Origin of the sequence: Streptomyces xylophagus (assembly GCF_000716435.1) — a bacterium.
In the GTDB taxonomy this organism is placed as follows: domain Bacteria; phylum Actinomycetota; class Actinomycetes; order Streptomycetales; family Streptomycetaceae; genus Streptomyces; species Streptomyces xylophagus.
In genome coordinates, this window is the sequence record NZ_JNWO01000046.1 from 1 (window position 1) to 15,678 (window position 15,678).

The 15,678-nt window shown below is 67.3% G+C and carries 19 protein-coding genes; 9 read left to right on the forward strand and 10 right to left on the reverse strand.

The window, feature by feature from the left end:
• Both OO70_RS48050 and OO70_RS53345 read left to right on the forward strand, forming a co-directional pair.
• The coding region (locus tag OO70_RS48050) for a 2'-5' RNA ligase family protein (RefSeq protein ID WP_043687211.1) at positions 1–216 on the forward strand (216 nt) is incomplete at its 5' end.
• Positions 217–678: 462 nt separating this feature from the next.
• Positions 679–822 carry a hypothetical protein gene (locus tag OO70_RS53345; protein ID WP_199827546.1) on the forward strand — a complete coding sequence of 48 codons (144 nt, stop codon included), beginning with the start codon at positions 679–681 and terminating at the stop codon, positions 820–822.
• A gap of 233 nt (positions 823–1,055) precedes the next feature.
• Here the strand turns inward: OO70_RS53345 and OO70_RS55065 are convergent, their stop codons facing one another.
• Positions 1,056–1,439 carry an ISL3 family transposase gene (locus tag OO70_RS55065; RefSeq protein ID WP_063749787.1) on the reverse strand — a complete coding sequence of 128 codons (384 nt, stop codon included), beginning with the start codon at positions 1,437–1,439 and terminating at the stop codon, positions 1,056–1,058.
• 265 nt (positions 1,440–1,704) lie between these two features.
• Between OO70_RS55065 and istA (OO70_RS48060) the strand changes: the two genes are divergently transcribed.
• Complete coding sequence (istA, locus tag OO70_RS48060; protein WP_051742400.1) at positions 1,705–3,213, forward strand: IS21 family transposase; 1,509 nt, start codon at positions 1,705–1,707, stop codon at positions 3,211–3,213.
• A gap of 6 nt (positions 3,214–3,219) precedes the next feature.
• On the opposite strand, the gene OO70_RS48065 is transcribed toward istA (OO70_RS48060), so the two are convergent.
• Positions 3,220–3,510 carry a hypothetical protein gene (locus tag OO70_RS48065; protein WP_043687214.1) on the reverse strand — a complete coding sequence of 97 codons (291 nt, stop codon included), beginning with the start codon at positions 3,508–3,510 and terminating at the stop codon, positions 3,220–3,222.
• A gap of 49 nt (positions 3,511–3,559) precedes the next feature.
• Here OO70_RS48065 and OO70_RS56455 point away from each other — a divergent pair, with 49 nt between their 5' ends.
• The 3 genes from OO70_RS56455 (at position 3,560) to OO70_RS48080 (ending at position 5,222) form a co-directional block, all read left to right on the forward strand.
• Positions 3,560–4,414, forward strand: a complete 855-nt coding sequence (locus OO70_RS56455; protein WP_234337121.1) for an ATP-binding protein — start codon at positions 3,560–3,562, stop codon at positions 4,412–4,414.
• A complete protein-coding gene (locus OO70_RS53355) occupies positions 4,305–4,676 on the forward strand; it encodes a barstar family protein (RefSeq protein ID WP_234337124.1) in 372 nt (123 codons plus the stop codon). Before OO70_RS56455 ends, OO70_RS53355 begins: the two co-directional genes overlap by 110 nt.
• 150 nt (positions 4,677–4,826) lie before the next feature.
• Complete coding sequence (locus OO70_RS48080; RefSeq protein ID WP_051742379.1) at positions 4,827–5,222, forward strand: hypothetical protein; 396 nt, start codon at positions 4,827–4,829, stop codon at positions 5,220–5,222.
• Between the two features lie 7 nt (positions 5,223–5,229).
• Here the strand turns inward: OO70_RS48080 and OO70_RS48085 are convergent, their stop codons facing one another.
• From OO70_RS48085 to OO70_RS48095, 3 genes are all read right to left on the reverse strand, one after another.
• Positions 5,230–6,216 (reverse strand): tyrosine-type recombinase/integrase, encoded by a 987-nt coding sequence (locus tag OO70_RS48085; RefSeq protein ID WP_234337122.1) that lies wholly within the window; start codon positions 6,214–6,216, stop codon positions 5,230–5,232.
• Positions 6,217–6,879: 663 nt separating this feature from the next.
• Entirely contained in the window at positions 6,880–7,194 is a 315-nt protein-coding gene (locus tag OO70_RS48090; protein WP_043687221.1) for a helix-turn-helix domain-containing protein, read from the reverse strand.
• Entirely contained in the window at positions 7,191–8,255 is a 1,065-nt protein-coding gene (locus tag OO70_RS48095; protein WP_043687224.1) for a tyrosine-type recombinase/integrase, read from the reverse strand. The genes OO70_RS48090 and OO70_RS48095 overlap by 4 nt, the downstream gene beginning before the upstream one ends.
• 130 nt (positions 8,256–8,385) lie before the next feature.
• Between OO70_RS48095 and OO70_RS55070 the strand changes: the two genes are divergently transcribed.
• On the forward strand, positions 8,386–8,544 hold the full coding sequence (locus OO70_RS55070; protein ID WP_158711643.1) for a hypothetical protein: 159 nt from the start codon (positions 8,386–8,388) through the stop codon (positions 8,542–8,544).
• Positions 8,545–8,915: 371 nt separating this feature from the next.
• Positions 8,916–9,359: a pyridoxamine 5'-phosphate oxidase family protein gene (locus OO70_RS48100; protein WP_407702898.1), complete on the forward strand. Its 444-nt coding sequence runs from the start codon at positions 8,916–8,918 to the stop codon at positions 9,357–9,359.
• Here OO70_RS48100 and istB read toward each other — a convergent pair.
• The 3 genes from istB to OO70_RS48115 all read right to left on the reverse strand — a co-directional run bounded on the left by istB (position 9,331) and on the right by OO70_RS48115 (position 12,983).
• Entirely contained in the window at positions 9,331–10,152 is an 822-nt protein-coding gene (gene istB / locus OO70_RS48105; protein ID WP_051742381.1) for an IS21-like element helper ATPase IstB, read from the reverse strand. The genes OO70_RS48100 and istB overlap by 29 nt on opposite strands.
• Entirely contained in the window at positions 10,149–11,780 is a 1,632-nt protein-coding gene (gene istA, locus OO70_RS48110) for an IS21 family transposase (protein ID WP_043687272.1), read from the reverse strand. The genes istB and istA (OO70_RS48110) overlap by 4 nt, the downstream gene beginning before the upstream one ends.
• Positions 11,781–11,885: 105 nt before the next feature.
• Positions 11,886–12,983 (reverse strand): ISL3 family transposase, encoded by a 1,098-nt coding sequence (locus OO70_RS48115; protein WP_158711644.1) that lies wholly within the window; start codon positions 12,981–12,983, stop codon positions 11,886–11,888.
• A 334-nt stretch (positions 12,984–13,317) separates the two neighbouring features.
• On the opposite strand from OO70_RS48115, the gene OO70_RS55075 reads away from it, so the two are divergent.
• On the forward strand, positions 13,318–13,506 hold the full coding sequence (locus OO70_RS55075; RefSeq protein WP_158711645.1) for a hypothetical protein: 189 nt from the start codon (positions 13,318–13,320) through the stop codon (positions 13,504–13,506).
• 131 nt (positions 13,507–13,637) lie between these two features.
• Here OO70_RS55075 and OO70_RS48125 read toward each other — a convergent pair whose 3' ends face one another.
• Positions 13,638–14,165 (reverse strand): hypothetical protein, encoded by a 528-nt coding sequence (locus OO70_RS48125; protein WP_043687230.1) that lies wholly within the window; start codon positions 14,163–14,165, stop codon positions 13,638–13,640.
• A gap of 103 nt (positions 14,166–14,268) precedes the next feature.
• The gene (locus OO70_RS48130; RefSeq protein WP_078651875.1) at positions 14,269–15,666 is read right to left on the reverse strand and encodes a condensation domain-containing protein; all 1,398 of its coding nucleotides are present in this window, start codon (positions 15,664–15,666) and stop codon (positions 14,269–14,271) included.
• Positions 15,667–15,678 lie beyond the last annotated feature (12 nt).

Here is a 15,678-nt window from a genome sequence, read left to right on the forward strand (position 1 = left end):
CTCGGCGAGGTCCCAGAGAAGGCCGCGGGCTTCACTCCGCACGTCTCCGTGGCCTACAGCGCGGGAGACGGTCCGGCTGAGCCCATCACGGAGGCCCTCTCCCATCTCAACCTCCCGCCAGCACATGCTCACATCTCCACTGCGGAACTCATCGTCATCCACCGGGACAACCAGATGTACGAGTGGGAGACCTTCGCGAAAGTGCCGCTCGGCTGACGGTCTTCTGCCAAGCGGGGTCTTGCCGCCTGTGCCGTGGGCTGCAAGACCCCGCGCCCTACATTACGGAAGATAAGGCCGGACCTCAGGCGTGGAATATGCCCGGGTGATCATGTAGCCGGCCTTCGTCCACGACCCTGGGGAACAGCTTGAGGAGCACATCGGCACTCGTGGCCAAGTGGCCGGTACTGGCACGGCATGAGCATGCAGCGACCTGGTTGCAGGCGTGAGAGGACCTCGGTCGTGCGCCTCGGACCTTGGACGCGTACGCACGGGGGCTAGCGGAGTATGTGAGCCTATGCGAGCGAGAGGGCGTCGATCCGCTGGCTGCCGGCCGCACACACGTGGGGGTGTGCGGCCGCGAGCTGACGTCTCGGCCGCACCGGCGCGGGGCGCGGCGGACACCTCGGCCGAACTGGCCGCCGTCCAGGCAGAGTTCTGCCGCTGCCCCAGGAGGATTCCTTGATCGACCGCGTCCAGGGCTACTACTTCACCCGCGTCCCCTTCGGCAGGGACCTGGCCCCCTCGATGCTCCACCAGCACAATCCCCACCGGGAGGCCGCGGCCCGCATCGGTGGTGCATCAACAACAAGGCGATCGGCGTGATCACCGGCGAGGTCGGTGCAGGCAAGACCGACCAACAAGATCCACATGCGCCTGCCGTCTCACAGAGGCATGCTGAAGCGCAAGATCAAGTCACGAGTGCGGATGATGTCCCCTGGGATTCGCCCGGTGCTGCGACTAACTGCCGTCAAGCCAGCGCCTTGAGCCTCAATCTCCGTGGCGTTAACGGTCTGAACTGGGCTCTGGCAGCGATCACGGGGAGCCGTCACGGTCGGTCACTGGAGCAGGATCAATTTCCGGAGTAGTTCGAATTCGGCACGCCCGTAGAGCTGCCTTTTGACTTTTTTGATGCGGTTCACGTCGCCCTCGGTTCCGCCTGAGCTCCAGCGGAGGGTGAGCCCGGCGGTGACGGCGTCGATGTCCCTGGTGAGGCCGCGGGCGAAGCCGGTCAGGCCGGGCAGGTTCGCCGCGGTGGCGTCCGCGATCCAGGCGGGCAGCAGGACGCCGGTCTGCTGGGTGAGCATGTCGCCGAAGTCGCGGACGAGTTGATGAGCCCTGGCCAGTCCCGGACAGGCGTCCAGGACCGCCTTGAGCTGCTGGTGTTCGTCCTCATCGAGGCTGGAGGGGCGGCGGGTGAGCCAGCCGGTGACCTGCCGCACGCTTGGCGGCGCCGGAGACCGGGCCTGGGCGGCAGGCCACTCCAGTCTGGCTGTGACGTTTGACGGCGGCCGTGGCAAAGTCCAGGTGTGCGGCCAGTTGAGTCCAGGCTGATGGCCACCGGAATTCCAGGTGGATGGCCGTCTGACCTGTGGTGTTCCTGATCGCTTCCTTACCTGAAGGAGACCCCTCCGTCCGGTTTGCTGATGTTTGCGAGCAACAGCTACCGGCCGGAGAGATCCTGTGACGAAGTCTGACAGAGAGATCATGGAAATCCTTGAGGCGTACGACCTGACCGGGACGGTCTGGTCGGCGGCGACCTTGGCGGGGCATGACCCGAAGACGGTCAAGCGGTATGTCGAGGCCCGCAACGGCGGGCGCAATCCTCATGAGCGAGAGCCGCGGCCGAAGATGATCGATGCGTTCGGGGAGAAGGTGGAGGAGTGGGTCGAGCAGTCGAAGGCGACGATCCGCGCCGATGTGGTCCACGAAAAGCTCGTGAAAATGGGCTACCGGGGCAGCGCACGCTCGACGAGACGGGCGGTGAACGCGGCGAAAGCCGCGTGGAAGGCGGGCAAGCGCCGCACCTACCGGCCGTGGATTCGCGAGCCGGGCCGGTGGCTGCAGTTCGACTGGGGCGAGGGGCCGCGCATCGGCGGCCGGCGGACCTGGCTGTTCTGCGCATGGCTGTCCTGGTCGCGGTTTAGGGTCGTACTCCCGGTCTGGGACTGCACGTTGGGCACGCTGGTGGCCTGCCTGGACACCACGCTCAGGCGGATCGGCGGGGCGCCGACGTATGTACTGACCGACAACGCGAAGACGGTCACCGTCGAGCACATCGCCGGGATCCCGGTGCGCCACCCGCAGATGGTCGCCGCCGGCCGGCACTACGGCTGCCAGGTCGTCAGCTGCGTGCCCTACGACCCCGAGTCGAAAGGCGGCGCGGAGGCCACGGTCCGCATCGCGAAGGCCGACCTGGTGCCCACCAGCGCGAACCTGCTGCCCGTCTACGACACCTTCGCCGAGCTCAAGGACGCCTGCCTGACCTGGTGCGATGCGGTGAACGCGCGCCGCCACCGGGCGACCGGACAGATACCCGCCGACCGCCTGGACATCGAACGCACCACCCTGCACATCCTGCCCATCGAGCCACTCGCGCTCGCGCTGGGCGAAGAACGGCTGGTCGGCTCGGACCGCACCATCAGCTTCAACTCGGTGCGCTACTCGACCCCGCCCGGATATACCGGCGCGAGGGTGTGGTGCCGGGTCGTCGGTGAGGAACTTTCCATCACCCCCCGCACCAACTCCGGTGACCTGTCGGAGATTTGGCGCCACCAGCTGTCCACCCCGGGTGTTCCGCAGATCATCGACGCCCACTACCCCGACCACCCCGACGGCCGCAGCGTCCACCAGCCGAGGCTGCGGCCCCGCTCGGAGGCGGAGATCGCGTTCGTGGGCATCGGCCCCGGAGCGGGACGCTGGCTCAAGGAGGCCGGACCCGCCGGCGCGGTCCGCATCCGCGCCAAGATGGCCCGCGCGGTCGAGCTGGCCACCGTCCTGGGCAACGACCACGTCGACCAGGCCCTGGGACTCGCGGCCACGGCCGGGCGCTTCGCCGACGACGACCTGCTCTCGATCCTGGGACACATCGCGGACAGCAAGCCCGCCGGCGAGGTCGTCCGCGCGGACGAGGCCCACTCCGTCCAGAACGGAACCATCGGCTGGCAGGCCCTCGGTCAACCTCCTTACGTCTCCACGGAGTTGACAGCCGACTGACCGCGGTCAGTCCCCAACGAACCACAGATACCGGTGAACGTTCCGCTGGACGACCTGGCACAACTCGCGGGCCTGCCCGACCCAGTCACCGCCACAAGCGGCCGGGAGGCGGTCGAGCTCCGCCAGCAGTAGCGGCACCTGCCGGTGGTTGAAGACTGCGTCGCCATACGGGTCCAGGGCCCAGAGCATCGGAAATTCCGCTGGGTCCAGATCCGCGAATGCGGTGGTCCACTCCACACCGCCCTGGGCCCGGGCCACGACGTTCCCGCGGTCGCCCCGCACCGACATGTTGATCATCCGCCGAACCTACCGGCACCCACCCCGGCCGACGAAGGAATTAACGACCATGACGTTTCCCCAGGCCCCGGCTCTGCCCGAGGAGCTCGACAAGCTCATGCGCCGCATGCGCCTGCCCTACATGCGCAAAGCCGCCCCCGACGTGCTGGCCACCGCCCGAGCCCAACGCTGGGACCCCGCCGAGGTGTTGCGGCTGCTGATAGCCGAGGAGGTCACCGGCCGGGACGCGGCCACCCGGCGTCTTCGCCGCCACTCGGCGAACTTCCCCACCGGCAAGACCCTGGGCTCCTGGCGGGCCGAGGACTCCACGATCCCCGAACCCACCCAGAACTCCCTGATCACACTGGAGTGGATCGGCCGCGCCGAGAATCTGGTGATCGCCGGCCCGTCGGGGACGGGCAAGAGCCACTTCACCGAGGGCCTGGCCCAGGCCGCGATCGAAAACGACCTGCGGGTGTCCTGGTTCACCCTGGAGACGCTGAGTGCCGCGATCGGGAAGTCGAAGGTCGACGGGTCCACCGCTCGGACCGTCGCCCGGATCTGCCGCGCGGACCTCATCGTCATCGACGACATCGGACTGCTGCCCGTGGGGGAAGACGCCGCCGAGGCGTTCTACCGCATCATCGACGCCGCCTACGAACGCCGGTCCATCGCGGTGACCAGTAACATCCACCCCTCAAAAGCGCACATGTTCCGGCGAACCCGTGCCAGGCAGCGGCTGAACAGCACGGGTTCAAATTGGAGAGGTAGATCATCGAGCTGGACGTATCCTTCGTGCCGTGACGGCGATATACGTGCTCAACGGCACCCAGGTGAGGACGCTGGAAGACTTCTGGCGACTCATCGGCGAGGCGGTCAATGGCCCTGGAGGCTACTTCGGCAAGAACCTCGACGCCTTCGCTGACTGCCTCAGCGGCGGCTTCGGGCAGCCCGACGATGACGACTACGTTGTTGAATGGCGTGACCACCAGGCGTCTCGCGAGTATCTGGGCTATCCGGAGACGGCTCGCCAGCTGGAGATTCGCCTCTCACGGTGCCATCCCACGAACCGTCCTGCTGTCAGCGCGGATCTGGCTGCGGCGCATGCACAGCACGGGCTGACCGTCTTCGACTGGCTGATCACGATCTTCGAAGATCGTGCCCCTGGCGTCCTGCGGCTTCAGTGACCATCAATGCCTGGTCTTCACCGCTCCGGCAAGCATCGCGCACCAGGAGGAGGAAACAGTTGGGGACATCGATCTGTACGCAATCGGGGAGATGAGTCCGTACGCCGACAACGAGTTCCGGCAGCGACGCGGATGCTGCATGATCGAGCGGTGTTGATCGAATTGGTGAGGGTGGCAAAGTTTCCCGGAAGTGCTTGGCTGGCCGATGTCCGGACCTCGTTCGGTCACACCGCAGTCCGCTGGTGCGGGGACCGGGCCGCAGAGTCCGGCGAGTACCACGTCGAGTGGACGATCGACGAGGACATCGTCTGGGGGCAGAACGCCAAGCCGGCCGTTGGAATCGGCCCTGGGCTCCGGACTGGCGGGCACTGCGTGGTCCTGCGGGGACGGCTGAGCCTCACTGAGGACGGTGCCGCCGTTATGGACCTGGATGGCACGAATATCCTGCTGGACCTTGCTGATCCGCTGCCCGAGGATGTCGGCGACACGTGGGTCGAGCTCTTCATCGAGCGCGAGAAGGTCAGTCTCTACCCCTACGAACTCTGACGAGGGATCAGGTTCTGTCCGTCTCCCACTGCGACAAGCGGGTCTCGTCGACGCGATCGGACAGATAGATCAAGGTGGCTTGCGGGTCCATGCCGAAGGCCGCAGCAACGAGTTTGGGGTCCATGGTGTTCACCAAGTCGAGCAGACGGGTACTGCGGATCATCCGTGGTGGGAATCCGCAGTCGTCAAGAACGTGGGAAAGATAGGCAGTTGAGGCCGGGCTGCGCCCGGCCTTTGTTCCTTTGGTGACCATGACGTGCGGGTTCTCGGTCGGCCAGCCATCGCGGTGGCCCAGGCACCGCTGCAGCACCGTCCAAGAGGCGGGGTCCAGGGGGACGGGGTGGGGTCGTTTGCCGAGCCGGACGCTCTGGGTGTGGTGGTCCACTTCGGGGATCTGGAGCAAACGGGCCTCCGAGCTGGAGGCGCCGTGCAGTAGGGCGAGCATGCCCACCAGGGCTTCGTGGGGGTGGACGTGCCTGTCGGTCGTCCAGCGCCGGAACAGCTGACGCTGCTGGTCGAGGGTGAGGGTCTGGCCTCGGAAGCCGCGTGCCTCCTTCGCGACCAGTCCGCGGGTGGGGTCGACCAGCACCAGCTTCTGGGCCCGCGCGAAGCGGAAGAACTGCCGCAGCACGGTCAGCCGCCGTTTGCGGGCCCGGGGCAGGATGGCAAGGAAGGCTTCGACGTCGTGCACGTCGACAAGGGACCAGTCTGTCTTGTGTCGCTCGTCGATCAGGAAGATGGCCAGGTCCCGCGTGGTGGCCAGGGCTGTTTCCAGGGTGTGGTTGCTGCGGGGGCGGGTGCCGGCTCGGCGGGCCCGGTCCTGGGCTCGCATCCGAAAGACGTCGAATGCCGCGACGGCCGGTCGCAGGGGGCCGGGCACGGCCTCGACCCGGCGGTGACGTCGGCCCGCGGCGAGTCGTTCGGCCTGGTCGGTGGGCAGGGCCAGGCCTCGGAGGGTGAAGAAGTCCTCGAGGGCACGGGCGAAGGAGCCCATCGACCGTCCGGGCCTGCGGGACCGCTCCAGCAGGGCCCGTGGCGAGTTGGAGTGCTCGTCTTCCAGGAGCCGTCCCAGGTCGGTGACAAAGCCGCAGGCCCTGGCGACGCAGTGGCCAGCAGCGACCTGGGCGACAAAATCGGCAAGCCAGTCGGGCGGGTCAGCGAGCCGTTCCCGAAGGTGTTCACCACGGATGAAGGGACGGCCGGGGTGCTTTTGCCAGCAGGCCGAGCACAGCCCCAGCCCGGAATGCCGCCGCAGCTGCCCGCATTCGCGGCAGCTCCTCGGCGGGTGCTTCTCCGGCCGCGGCCGTGAACAGTGACCGCACCAGCCGGTCTTCTCGCGCAGATAGCCCAGCTTTCCGCAGTTCGGGCAGGCCCGCTGACCAGCCAGCTGGCCGGCCTTTCGCCGGCAGTCCCGGCATAGCTGGTTCTTCCGTGACCGGACCGGATGGCCGCATTCCTTGCAGACGCGTGAACAGGTGATGCACCGGCCGGTGTCGTCCTGCAGCACGCGGTCGAGACCGCAGGAGGGGCAGGGGGCCTTGGCGGCTTCCTCCTCCATGCGGCGCCAGCACAGGCAGCAGTGCTGACGGTCGAGATATCCGACCGGTCCGCCGCAAGTGACGCAGTCCCGTTGCTTCTTGCCCATCGCCGCCCGCCGTCACAAGGGCGGCATCGACCGGCCCCGGGCCGAGACGGCCTGCGGCAGGTCGGCGACCGGGCGAGGAGGTGCGATCGGTCGCTCGACGGGGGTGGTGTCGACCTCGATCAGGTCGTTGGGGGTGCACTCCAGTGCGGTGCACAACGCGGCCAGTGTTGTCATCTTCACTTGCGAGGGTTCCTTGGTGAACAGGGCGGACACCGACGCCGAGGACAGCTCCAGGCCGGCCTTCTCGGCCAGTAGCCGTCGCAGTTCGGTGCCGGTCCACACCTCGCGCTGGGCGGCGGCCATCCGCAGCCGCCATTGGATCTTCACGCTGTGGTGTCCTTTCCGCTCAGCTCGGCCAGAGTGCTGGCGACTGCACGCTGATAGGCATCCTCAATGAAGGTCGCCGACGGCCGGACGTAGCGCATGGTCGAGCTGACCGTCCAGTGACCGAGCATCTGCTGGATCGCCACCAGGTCGACGCCACGTTCGTAGTTGTGGGTCGCACAGGCTCTCCTCAGGGCATGCGGACTGAACCTCTCGGCCGCCGGGCGGCCTTCGAGTTCCATCAGATAGCGCAGACGGTTACAGATGGTCCCGCGGTGGAGGCTGCCGCCCGACTCGTCGGCGAACAGCACCGGTGAGTCGGGGAACTTGGGCCGCACATCCTCCAGGAACCATCGCAGCACCAGATCGAGGCCATCCAGCATGGGCACCCACCGCGGCCGCGGTCCGGAAGTATGGGCTCCCTTGCCGAAACGGACGTGGAGTTTGCCGAACGGGCCGCGGGTGAAGTGCAGGTCCGGCTTCTCCAGGAGTGATGCCTCCTCGGAGCGGAGTCCGGCGTGATACAGCGTCCGGAACATCGCATAGTCCCGGGCTGCGGGTCCGTACTTCCTCGCGGTCGCAATCCGCTGCTTCATGAAGTCGAAGAACTCGCCCACCCGCTCCGGTGTCGGCGGCGGCAGCAGGGCGGGGGAATCGTCGCCGACGTGACGAGAGGCATTGAACTCGTCGATCGGGCAGACCAGTCGGACGCCGAACGCGGCCTCGATCTCGGCCGCCTTGCGGGCCTGCAGGAACCGGTGGAATCCCTTGAAGATCTGCACATACTCGCGCCGCGTGGACGTCTTACGGCCCTGGACCGCCAGGTCGCCGACCACGCGGTCGATGTCCTCGGGCGTCACCTCCCACGCGGGCCGCCCCAAGGCTTTGAGGGTCCGCTCCAGCAAGCCGACGTCGTTGTCGATGGTCACCGGGCTGAACCCGCGGGCCCGCCACGAGGCAACGAACGCGTCGACGCACGCGGTCTGGAACTGCCACGGATCCGTCGTCACCGGCGCCTGCGGAATGGCCCCGCCCGCGATGACCTGCAGTCTCGCCTCGGCCACCGGCACACCTTCCTCGCACCTGAACGGTCAAGGCAGCACCTGGAAACCCTGGGTGCCACCACGAGAATCAACGAGGACCATGAGAGCGGGATACGGCCAGGTGGCAGCAGTAACTCTTGTGAGGGAACAAGTGCCAGCCCCAGATGGCTTCGACACGATCATGCCGAAGACTCTCGCGGGCGCGAGCACCGACCGCCTCATGCACCACGCTCACCTCGTGACCACCACCGGCGACTCACACCGCCTCGCCGAGGCCCTCGCCGGGAAGGGAGTGGTCCCCTTGAACTGACCACCACCCCCAGGAACACCACCGGCCACACACCTGGGTTTCTGATGGCCACCAGCCTGGACACCCAACGGCCACCCACCTGGACATCCAACGGCCACCAGCCTGGACATCCAACGGCCACCCACCTGGGCATCTCAATGGCCGTTGACAACGTTGTTCAGCGGCCCCGCCAGGACGCCTTGCAGCGGCCCCAGTTGATGCAGACCCTGTGTCTCCCGGACGCCTTCAGATGGCCCCGGGGATTGGCCTGTGCCGGGACCACTCGGGCGAATGTTTTGACCTTTATTTCCCAGATCTCGGTGTGCCTGCGTCTCTGGTCGTAGGTCGGAGGTCGGTGGTCAAGTGATCGGCGGCACCGGAAGATTGGAGATGTGGCATCTCCTGATTTTGATGTGGACGCTTTCCTGCAGCAGCCGCTCACTGCTCGCATCGCGACGAGCGGGCCGACGGTGCGTCCTGTCTGGTTTCTCTGGGAAGAGGGAGCCTTCTGGATTTTGACAGGCCCGTGGGCCCGGTTGTTCGACCGCGTGAAGGATGACCCGAGCGTCGCCCTCGTGGTGGACGAGTGCGATCTCGCGACGGGGCGTGTCCGGCAGGTGATCGCTCGGGGTCGGGCCGAGCTGGTGCCATTCGATGTGGCGAGGGGGCGGCGGAAGCTGACCCGCTACTTGGGGGCCGACGAAGCTCTGTGGGACGCGCGCTTCGTGCACTACCTGCATGATGATTCGGGCGAACGAGGCACGATGTGGTTGCGTTTGGTGCCGGCCTCGCTCATTGCGACGGATCTCAGTTACTCCGTGGCGCTGGCGCCGTGATGGTGTGCTTCGTTCCGTCGGTCTTCTGCGCCTTGGTGCGGGCCAGACGGTAGGACTCGGTTCCGGTCTCGATGATGGTGGCGTTGAACGTGAGGCGGTCCACGATCGCTGCGCAGAGCCGCGGGTCGGTGAAGGTCCGGCTCCAGCCGGTGAACGCCTCGTTGGAGGCGATCGCGATACTGCTCTTCTCCTCACGTTCAGTGAGAACCTGGAAGAGCATTTCCGCGCCGCGGCGGTCCAGTTCGAGGTAGCCGAGCTCGTCGATTTCGAGGAGGTCGACGCGTCCGTAGCGGGCGATGGTCTTGCCCAGTTGCTTGTCGTCGGCTGCCTCGACCAGCTCGTTCACCAGAGCTGCTGCGGTGGTGTAGCGAACGCGGTAGCCGGCCATGGCGGCTGCGGTGCCCAGCGCGATCAGCAGGTGCGACTTGCCGGTGCCCGAGTCCCCGATCAGACACAGTGGGTAGCCCTTGGCGATCCACTCGCAGGTGGCGAGATTGTGGATGACCGCCGGATCGACATGGGGATTGACCCGGTAGTCGAACTCCCGCAGGGACTTCTCGCGAGGGAAGTGAGCTGCCCGGATGCGTCGTTCGGCCCGGCGCCGGTCCCGGTCCTCGCACTCGGCCATCAGCAGCTCGGCGAGCAACCCGGCATAGGACAGGCCCTCGCGTTCGGCCCGGGCGATCGTGTCGGCGGCCTGGGCTCGCATGGTGGGCAGCCGCAGCAGGCGGCAGGCGGTGTCGATCGCTGCGTCGGACGCCTGTGCGGTCAGCGCGTGATGGGCGGTGGTCATGATGAGTCCTTCCGGCGAAGCTGCAACAGCTCGTCCCACTGCTCCAGGCGGGGCAGGGGACGCTGGTCGGCGGGCAAAGCATGGGCGAGGCGACGCGGAGTCAGGGGCGTGACCTGGGCCTGGTCCAGATCCAACGGCTGTGGGGCGGGGGCGCCGGCGGTGACGGTGGGTGCCCGTCCGGCCGTCTGGGCCGCTTTGCGGGCCTCCAGCGCGATGACGTCCTCGCTGAAGGTGCCCGTCGCAAGGGCGCCGCGGATCCCGACAACCACGTCGGCGTGCTGCTGATGGCGGTGCAGCAACAGCACCTTGACCAGCGATTTCGTTCCTTCGACGTCTCCGAGTGCCTTCTTGGCCGCAGCCCAGAACGCTTCGTGGACGGCGGTGAAGGTGCCCGCGGCTCGGGCCTGGTGGAGGGCCTCGGAGCGTTCCAGTGCTCCCGGCTTGGTCAGCAGGGCTTCCAAGTAGTGGTCCAGCACGAGGTGTTCAGCACCCCGGCCGGCCAGCCGCCGATGGCGGGCGATCTCCCGCCGGCCGTCATAGACGGTCACGTCGTCGCAGGTGAGCGTGACGGTGACCTTGCGGTCGATGAAGCGGACCGGGACCGAGTACCGGCACATCTTCACGGTGACCATGCCGTAGCGGTCGACGCGGGGCGTGAGGGTGATCCCGGTGGCGAACGGATCGTCCGGCAGCGGCAGAAGGTGGCCAGTCTCGCGGGCGAAGTCCTGCGCGATGGTACGCATCCTGGCCCCGATCCGCCGCTCGTCCTCCTTCGCCTCGAACTCGGCGAACCGGGCGTTGAGTTCATCCAGACTGTTCACCTGGGGCACCGGGGTGAGGTAGTTGCGGCGGAAGTAGCCGACCTGACCCTCGACACCGCCCTTCTCGTGGGCGCCGCGCAAGCCCGGTTCGCAGTAGAACGGGGTGAACCCGTAGTACTCGTGGAAGGCAGTCCAGCGCGGGTTCTCCTCCCGCGAGCGGCTGCGGAAGACCACCTTCTTCACGGCCGGGGTGAGGTTGTCGTAGCGGACCTGACCAGCAGGCACCCCGTTCAGCGTGTGCAGCGCGTGCACGTGGCCTTCGAAGAACGCCTGCTGACCGCACGACCGGGAGATGCGGTGGACGGACTTGCCAGAATAGGCCAGACGGAAGGCGAACAGATAGCAGCGGGTGCGCTGACCGGCCACGTCGACATAGACGTCGCCGAAGTCGACTTCGGCGTCCGCACCGAGCGCGTTGTGCCGGGTCACAAACGCCTCGACCGGAGCCCCCGCCTGGGCTGCGATCTCCTTGCGCCGGGCCGCGACAAAGTCCCGGACCGTCGGATACGGGATCGCCTCGCCGAACTCCTCCTCGATCCGCGCCACGATCCGCCGCACGGTGTGACGCTGCTTGCGCGGTGCCTCCAGATCAGCCCGCAACCAGGCATCGACCGTCGTCTTGTACGGCTCCATCCGAGGTGACGTCCGCACCGGCCGGCGGCGCGGCGTGGGCACCGGCGAGGACAGCGCCTCGCGGACCAGTCGGCGGTGAACGCCGTACTTCCGCGACAGAGCCCGGACCGACAGCTGCCGCTGCCAACTGTCGCGCCGGATCCGGTCGAACAGCTCTTGCTTGGACAAAGACATCCACAGCACCGCCCCCGCTGGAGACCACGGAAACCGTCTCACCGCAAGAGCCAGGGCGGGGCCACTTCGCCCCGTCACCACCCCTCAATGCACCCGCGCGACCCATCAACTGGGGCCGCTGCAAGGCGTCCTGGCGGGGCCGCTGAACAACGTCACAGCCACTCCAGTCGGCTGCGCGCCCAGTCCCGGAAGCTGGTGTAGGGCACCGGCCGCCCCTGGGCAGCGAGTTCCTCGCACAGTTCTTTGACGGTGATGGCACCGCCGGTCTCGTCGATGCGTCGTTGCAGCCCGGCGCGGTGGACGTCGAGGCGGCTGGTGCGGGCATGACGGCCGGTGATGGCGTCCGGTCGGCGCCGTGTCCGGGGCTGCCGACTGATGAGTACCGGCCTCCTCGGTGACGGTCTCGCGCTCCGACACCGGCGGGACGGTGCTCAGTTGGTCGCGGTGGGCCGTGACGCACTTCTCGACGGCCTGGCCGACGTTCTGCCACAAATGGAAGCGATCTGCGACCTGTTGGGCGCCCGGGGCGCCGGTCCGGGCCGCCTCGGCGTAGGCTCCCGAGCGGTCGCGGCAGATCACTTCGATGCCGGGGTGATCGGTCAGCCACCTCGTGAGCGGTCCGGCGTCGCGTCCGGGCAGTACGTCGATGACCTGGTGCGTCTCGCCATTCGTGATCACGGTGCTGTAGGAGTGGCCGCGCTTGGTGGCGAAGTCGTCGACACCGAGGACGCGCGGGGTGTCGTAGAGCGGATCGGGCATCGCCCGGATCCGGTTCAGCAGTCCCATCCGCCCCGCCGCCAGCCCCAAAGCGGTGGCCATCCGGGCCCCTGCCCGGCCCGCCAGTGCGAGCGCGACCCGGTCCAGTAGCGTGCCGAGCCGATCGGTGCACCGGGCATACGGGCTGGTCAGCCCCAGTATCTGCTCGGCGAACGTGCGCTGGGAACAGGCGGGTTCGGCACACACGAAGCGTCGTACCGACAACAAGATCCGCACGGCGTGCCCGGCCAGCGGAAGGTCCTGCAGTCGGCGCTCGTACCGGTCATGCACGCGCGCCGACACCCTGCCGCAGGACGGACATATGCCTTCACTGCTCCGGCCGGCTAACCGCACCACCAGCCCGCACATGCCGTGCGCCGCAGCGGTGACCAGCACCTCGAAGCCCTCGAACAGCACGTCCTGCCAGGAAATCCCGTCATGGTCCATGCCCTGGACGTCGACACTGGCGGGACGGTTCAGCCCGAGCCAACAGAACATGACGGAGCGTCAAGGACACCACATTCCGTCCTGGCGCACCCCGGCTCACAAGCCAGAATCGAACAGCCCCTTCACCGACCGTGACGACTCCCCGTGATCGCTGCCAGAGCCCAGTTCAGACCGTTAACGCCATCTACGGAAACCCCGCTACCAGGCCTTCACCCTGGACGCCGCCCGCTGCCTCGGCCAGGCGCACCTCGACCTCGAACAGTGGCTCAACACCCTCCGGCACGACGCCCCTGCCCCACCCTCCGCGCACATCGCGCCCGCCGAGCTCCACCTCGTGTGGGAACTCCTCGACTACGCCCGCCAGCAAGTGGCCACCGCCCACGGCATCACCGACGATCCCGCCAGCGAACGCATCCAGCTCACCGCCTGGATGCTCCTGCCCCACCGCACCGGCTTCGGCCGGCATCCCGCACCTGAAGCGAACGGCACCGAACGTCATACAGGCAGCGCACCTGCCGGATAGGGCGCCCCCTCACACCGCGGTCTGCCGCATGGTGCTCGTCGTTGCGGAGTCGGCTGCCCGCCAGCTGACCGCCGAGCCGCGGTGCTTCGGCAGCGCTCGGCGCATGTCCGGGTCGGACGGCTCGCCCAGGCCTACGTATCGGCCTGGGCGAAGGGGAAGTCCTGGTGGTTGGCGAAGAACTGTGCCTCCGCCCTCATCCAGTCGAGGTGTTCCATGGCCTGCCCGATGTCGCCGTGGTCGAGGCACGCGGCCAGTCGGCCGTATGCTTCCCCCAGCAACCGGTGGTGCTTCGGCCGCCGTTCCGCCTCCTCGAACCGCTCCTGCAGGAACTCGTGCCAGCGCTCCGCCTCCGTACGCATCCGATCCGCGGCCACGCCGTCGAAGAGCGTCCGCGCCTGCTCGGCTGTCATGATCCGGGCACCGGTCATGGCTGGTTCCTTCCAAGGGAGAAGGCGGACGTCGTGGTCGTCGCGCCGTGCACCGACATCAACGAGCGGCCCGCCAGCCAGCAGCGTCTCCCCGTCATGGGACAGCCGCATCCGGGGCGGCTCCAGCCGATGGGTAGCCAGGATCTGGTTGAGATCGTCCCAGGTCATCAGTCCGACAAGGTCGAGGGTGCCAGGCGCATGGCGGTACTCGCGGTGCAGTGCCTGGAGCATCCGGTGCTCGCCACTGTGAAGAGACGGCAGGTGGACACGAAACCCGTGGCAGCTCCAGCGCTCCCACCCACGTCTGAGCGCCAAGAAATCATCGGGCAGGCGTTCAGATCTGGGCCAGGGTGCGCACTGCTTCCTCCTCCAGATCGGCCAGGAAGCTGCGCATCCGGGCGATCTGGAACATTGCGGTGTTGGCCCGGAGGAGTACTTCCGTGCGGCTGGGGCGACAGTCCACGGAGAGATAGAAGTTCATGTCCTCTCGGTGGACACCTGCGCCTTCGCTCACTCGACTGACGGCCGACAGAGATCTCGCGTCCTGGAAGGGCACAGCCGGCGTCGTGCGTGATTCTGAAGCTTGGGGACCAGGTTCTCTTCCCAGTTTGACGTTGACCGCGCAGGAGAGATCGGGGGCGAACCCAGTTGCGTCAGTGCTCTTCGCCAGTGCCGGGCCTAGATGGTCCGGGTCGTACTGGCCGCGGAAGCTGCCGAGGACACTGGTCTCGTCAATGGCCCGGACGATCTCCGGCAGCTCCCGGCCTGCCACGTGAACATAGAGAGGGAAGTTCTGAATCAGCGGTCCTGACAGCCCGGACCACTTGCTGCCGTGCCTGTTGTGGGAGAAGACCAGGAATCCGGCCCCCGGGTTCGCGGTCTCGGCGGACAGGAGCACTGCGGCCAGCCCAATGAACACCGCTCCCACTCCCACTCTCAGCGTCTGCGCCAGTGTGCGGCAGCCCATCGAGAGAGCAGCAGACTCCATGTGCAGGTCCCTGAACGCCAACACATCGGGTTTGTGAAGGGGTGGTGGGCAGGCTTGCCGAGGGAAGAGCGAGATCTGCTCCTCCCAATAGGCGATCGCCTGTTCCGACCTCTTGGCCCCTTGGAGACTCTGCTCGAAGTCGAGTCTTTCGAGGAGTTGTGTCGGACGGTCCGGCAACGAAGAGGCATCTCTTGCGCAGTGGGCCTCCATGACGGATCTCAGGTCGTCGACGATGATCCGCATGCCCCATGCGTCGGTCGCCATGTGAAACACGCACAGAATGATCATCGCGGGCTTCCCGCCATCCATGACGAGGGCGAAGCGGGCCGAGAACTCCGGTGCTGTGAAGGGGGCTGCGCAGGTCCTGGCCAGCACGGCGCGCGCAACGTCACCGCATTTCTCTCCCGCTGCCTCGTAGGCTTCGACCAGCAGTTCCCCGCGGCTTACGACTGCCTGGTGAGGCACACTGTTTTCGTCGGCATGGAAGCGGGTCCTGAGCGTTGCGTGCCGGCTCATCAGTATGGCCACGGCATCGAGCGCGGCGCGCGAGGACAGTCCCGGTGGAACCGGGATCACTCGTCCCATATTCATGCGCTCGATGTCGGGGGCGGTGAGGGCTATGCCTCTCCAGAGCCACTTCTGGGACCAGGTCAACGGGTAAGTGCCGCGTCCGTCGCCGGAGAACTCCACGGCGTGGGTCGACGTAGGGGCGGTCTTGGGGAAGTCGTTCGAAGGTTGACGCATTCGGTCCCCTCG

Bases quoted from the DNA above. Each gene is read 5' to 3' on its own strand.
- OO70_RS48130 (WP_078651875.1), bottom strand. From the start codon at position 15,666: ATGCGTCAACCTTCGAACGACTTCCCCAAGACCGCCCCTACGTCGACC.
- istA (WP_043687272.1), bottom strand. From the start codon at position 11,780: ATGTCTTTGTCCAAGCAAGAGCTGTTCGACCGGATCCGGCGCGACAGT.
- istB (WP_051742381.1), bottom strand. From the start codon at position 10,152: ATGACCACCGCCCATCACGCGCTGACCGCACAGGCGTCCGACGCAGCG.
- istA (WP_051742400.1), top strand. From the start codon at position 1,705: ATGGAAATCCTTGAGGCGTACGACCTGACCGGGACGGTCTGGTCGGCG.
- OO70_RS56455 (WP_234337121.1), top strand. From the start codon at position 3,560: ATGACGTTTCCCCAGGCCCCGGCTCTGCCCGAGGAGCTCGACAAGCTC.
- OO70_RS48115 (WP_158711644.1), bottom strand. From the start codon at position 12,983: ATGGACCATGACGGGATTTCCTGGCAGGACGTGCTGTTCGAGGGCTTC.
- OO70_RS48125 (WP_043687230.1), bottom strand. From the start codon at position 14,165: ATGCTCCAGGCACTGCACCGCGAGTACCGCCATGCGCCTGGCACCCTC.
- OO70_RS48085 (WP_234337122.1), bottom strand. From the start codon at position 6,216: ATGGGCTCCTTCGCCCGTGCCCTCGAGGACTTCTTCACCCTCCGAGGC.
- OO70_RS48065 (WP_043687214.1), bottom strand. From the start codon at position 3,510: ATGATCAACATGTCGGTGCGGGGCGACCGCGGGAACGTCGTGGCCCGG.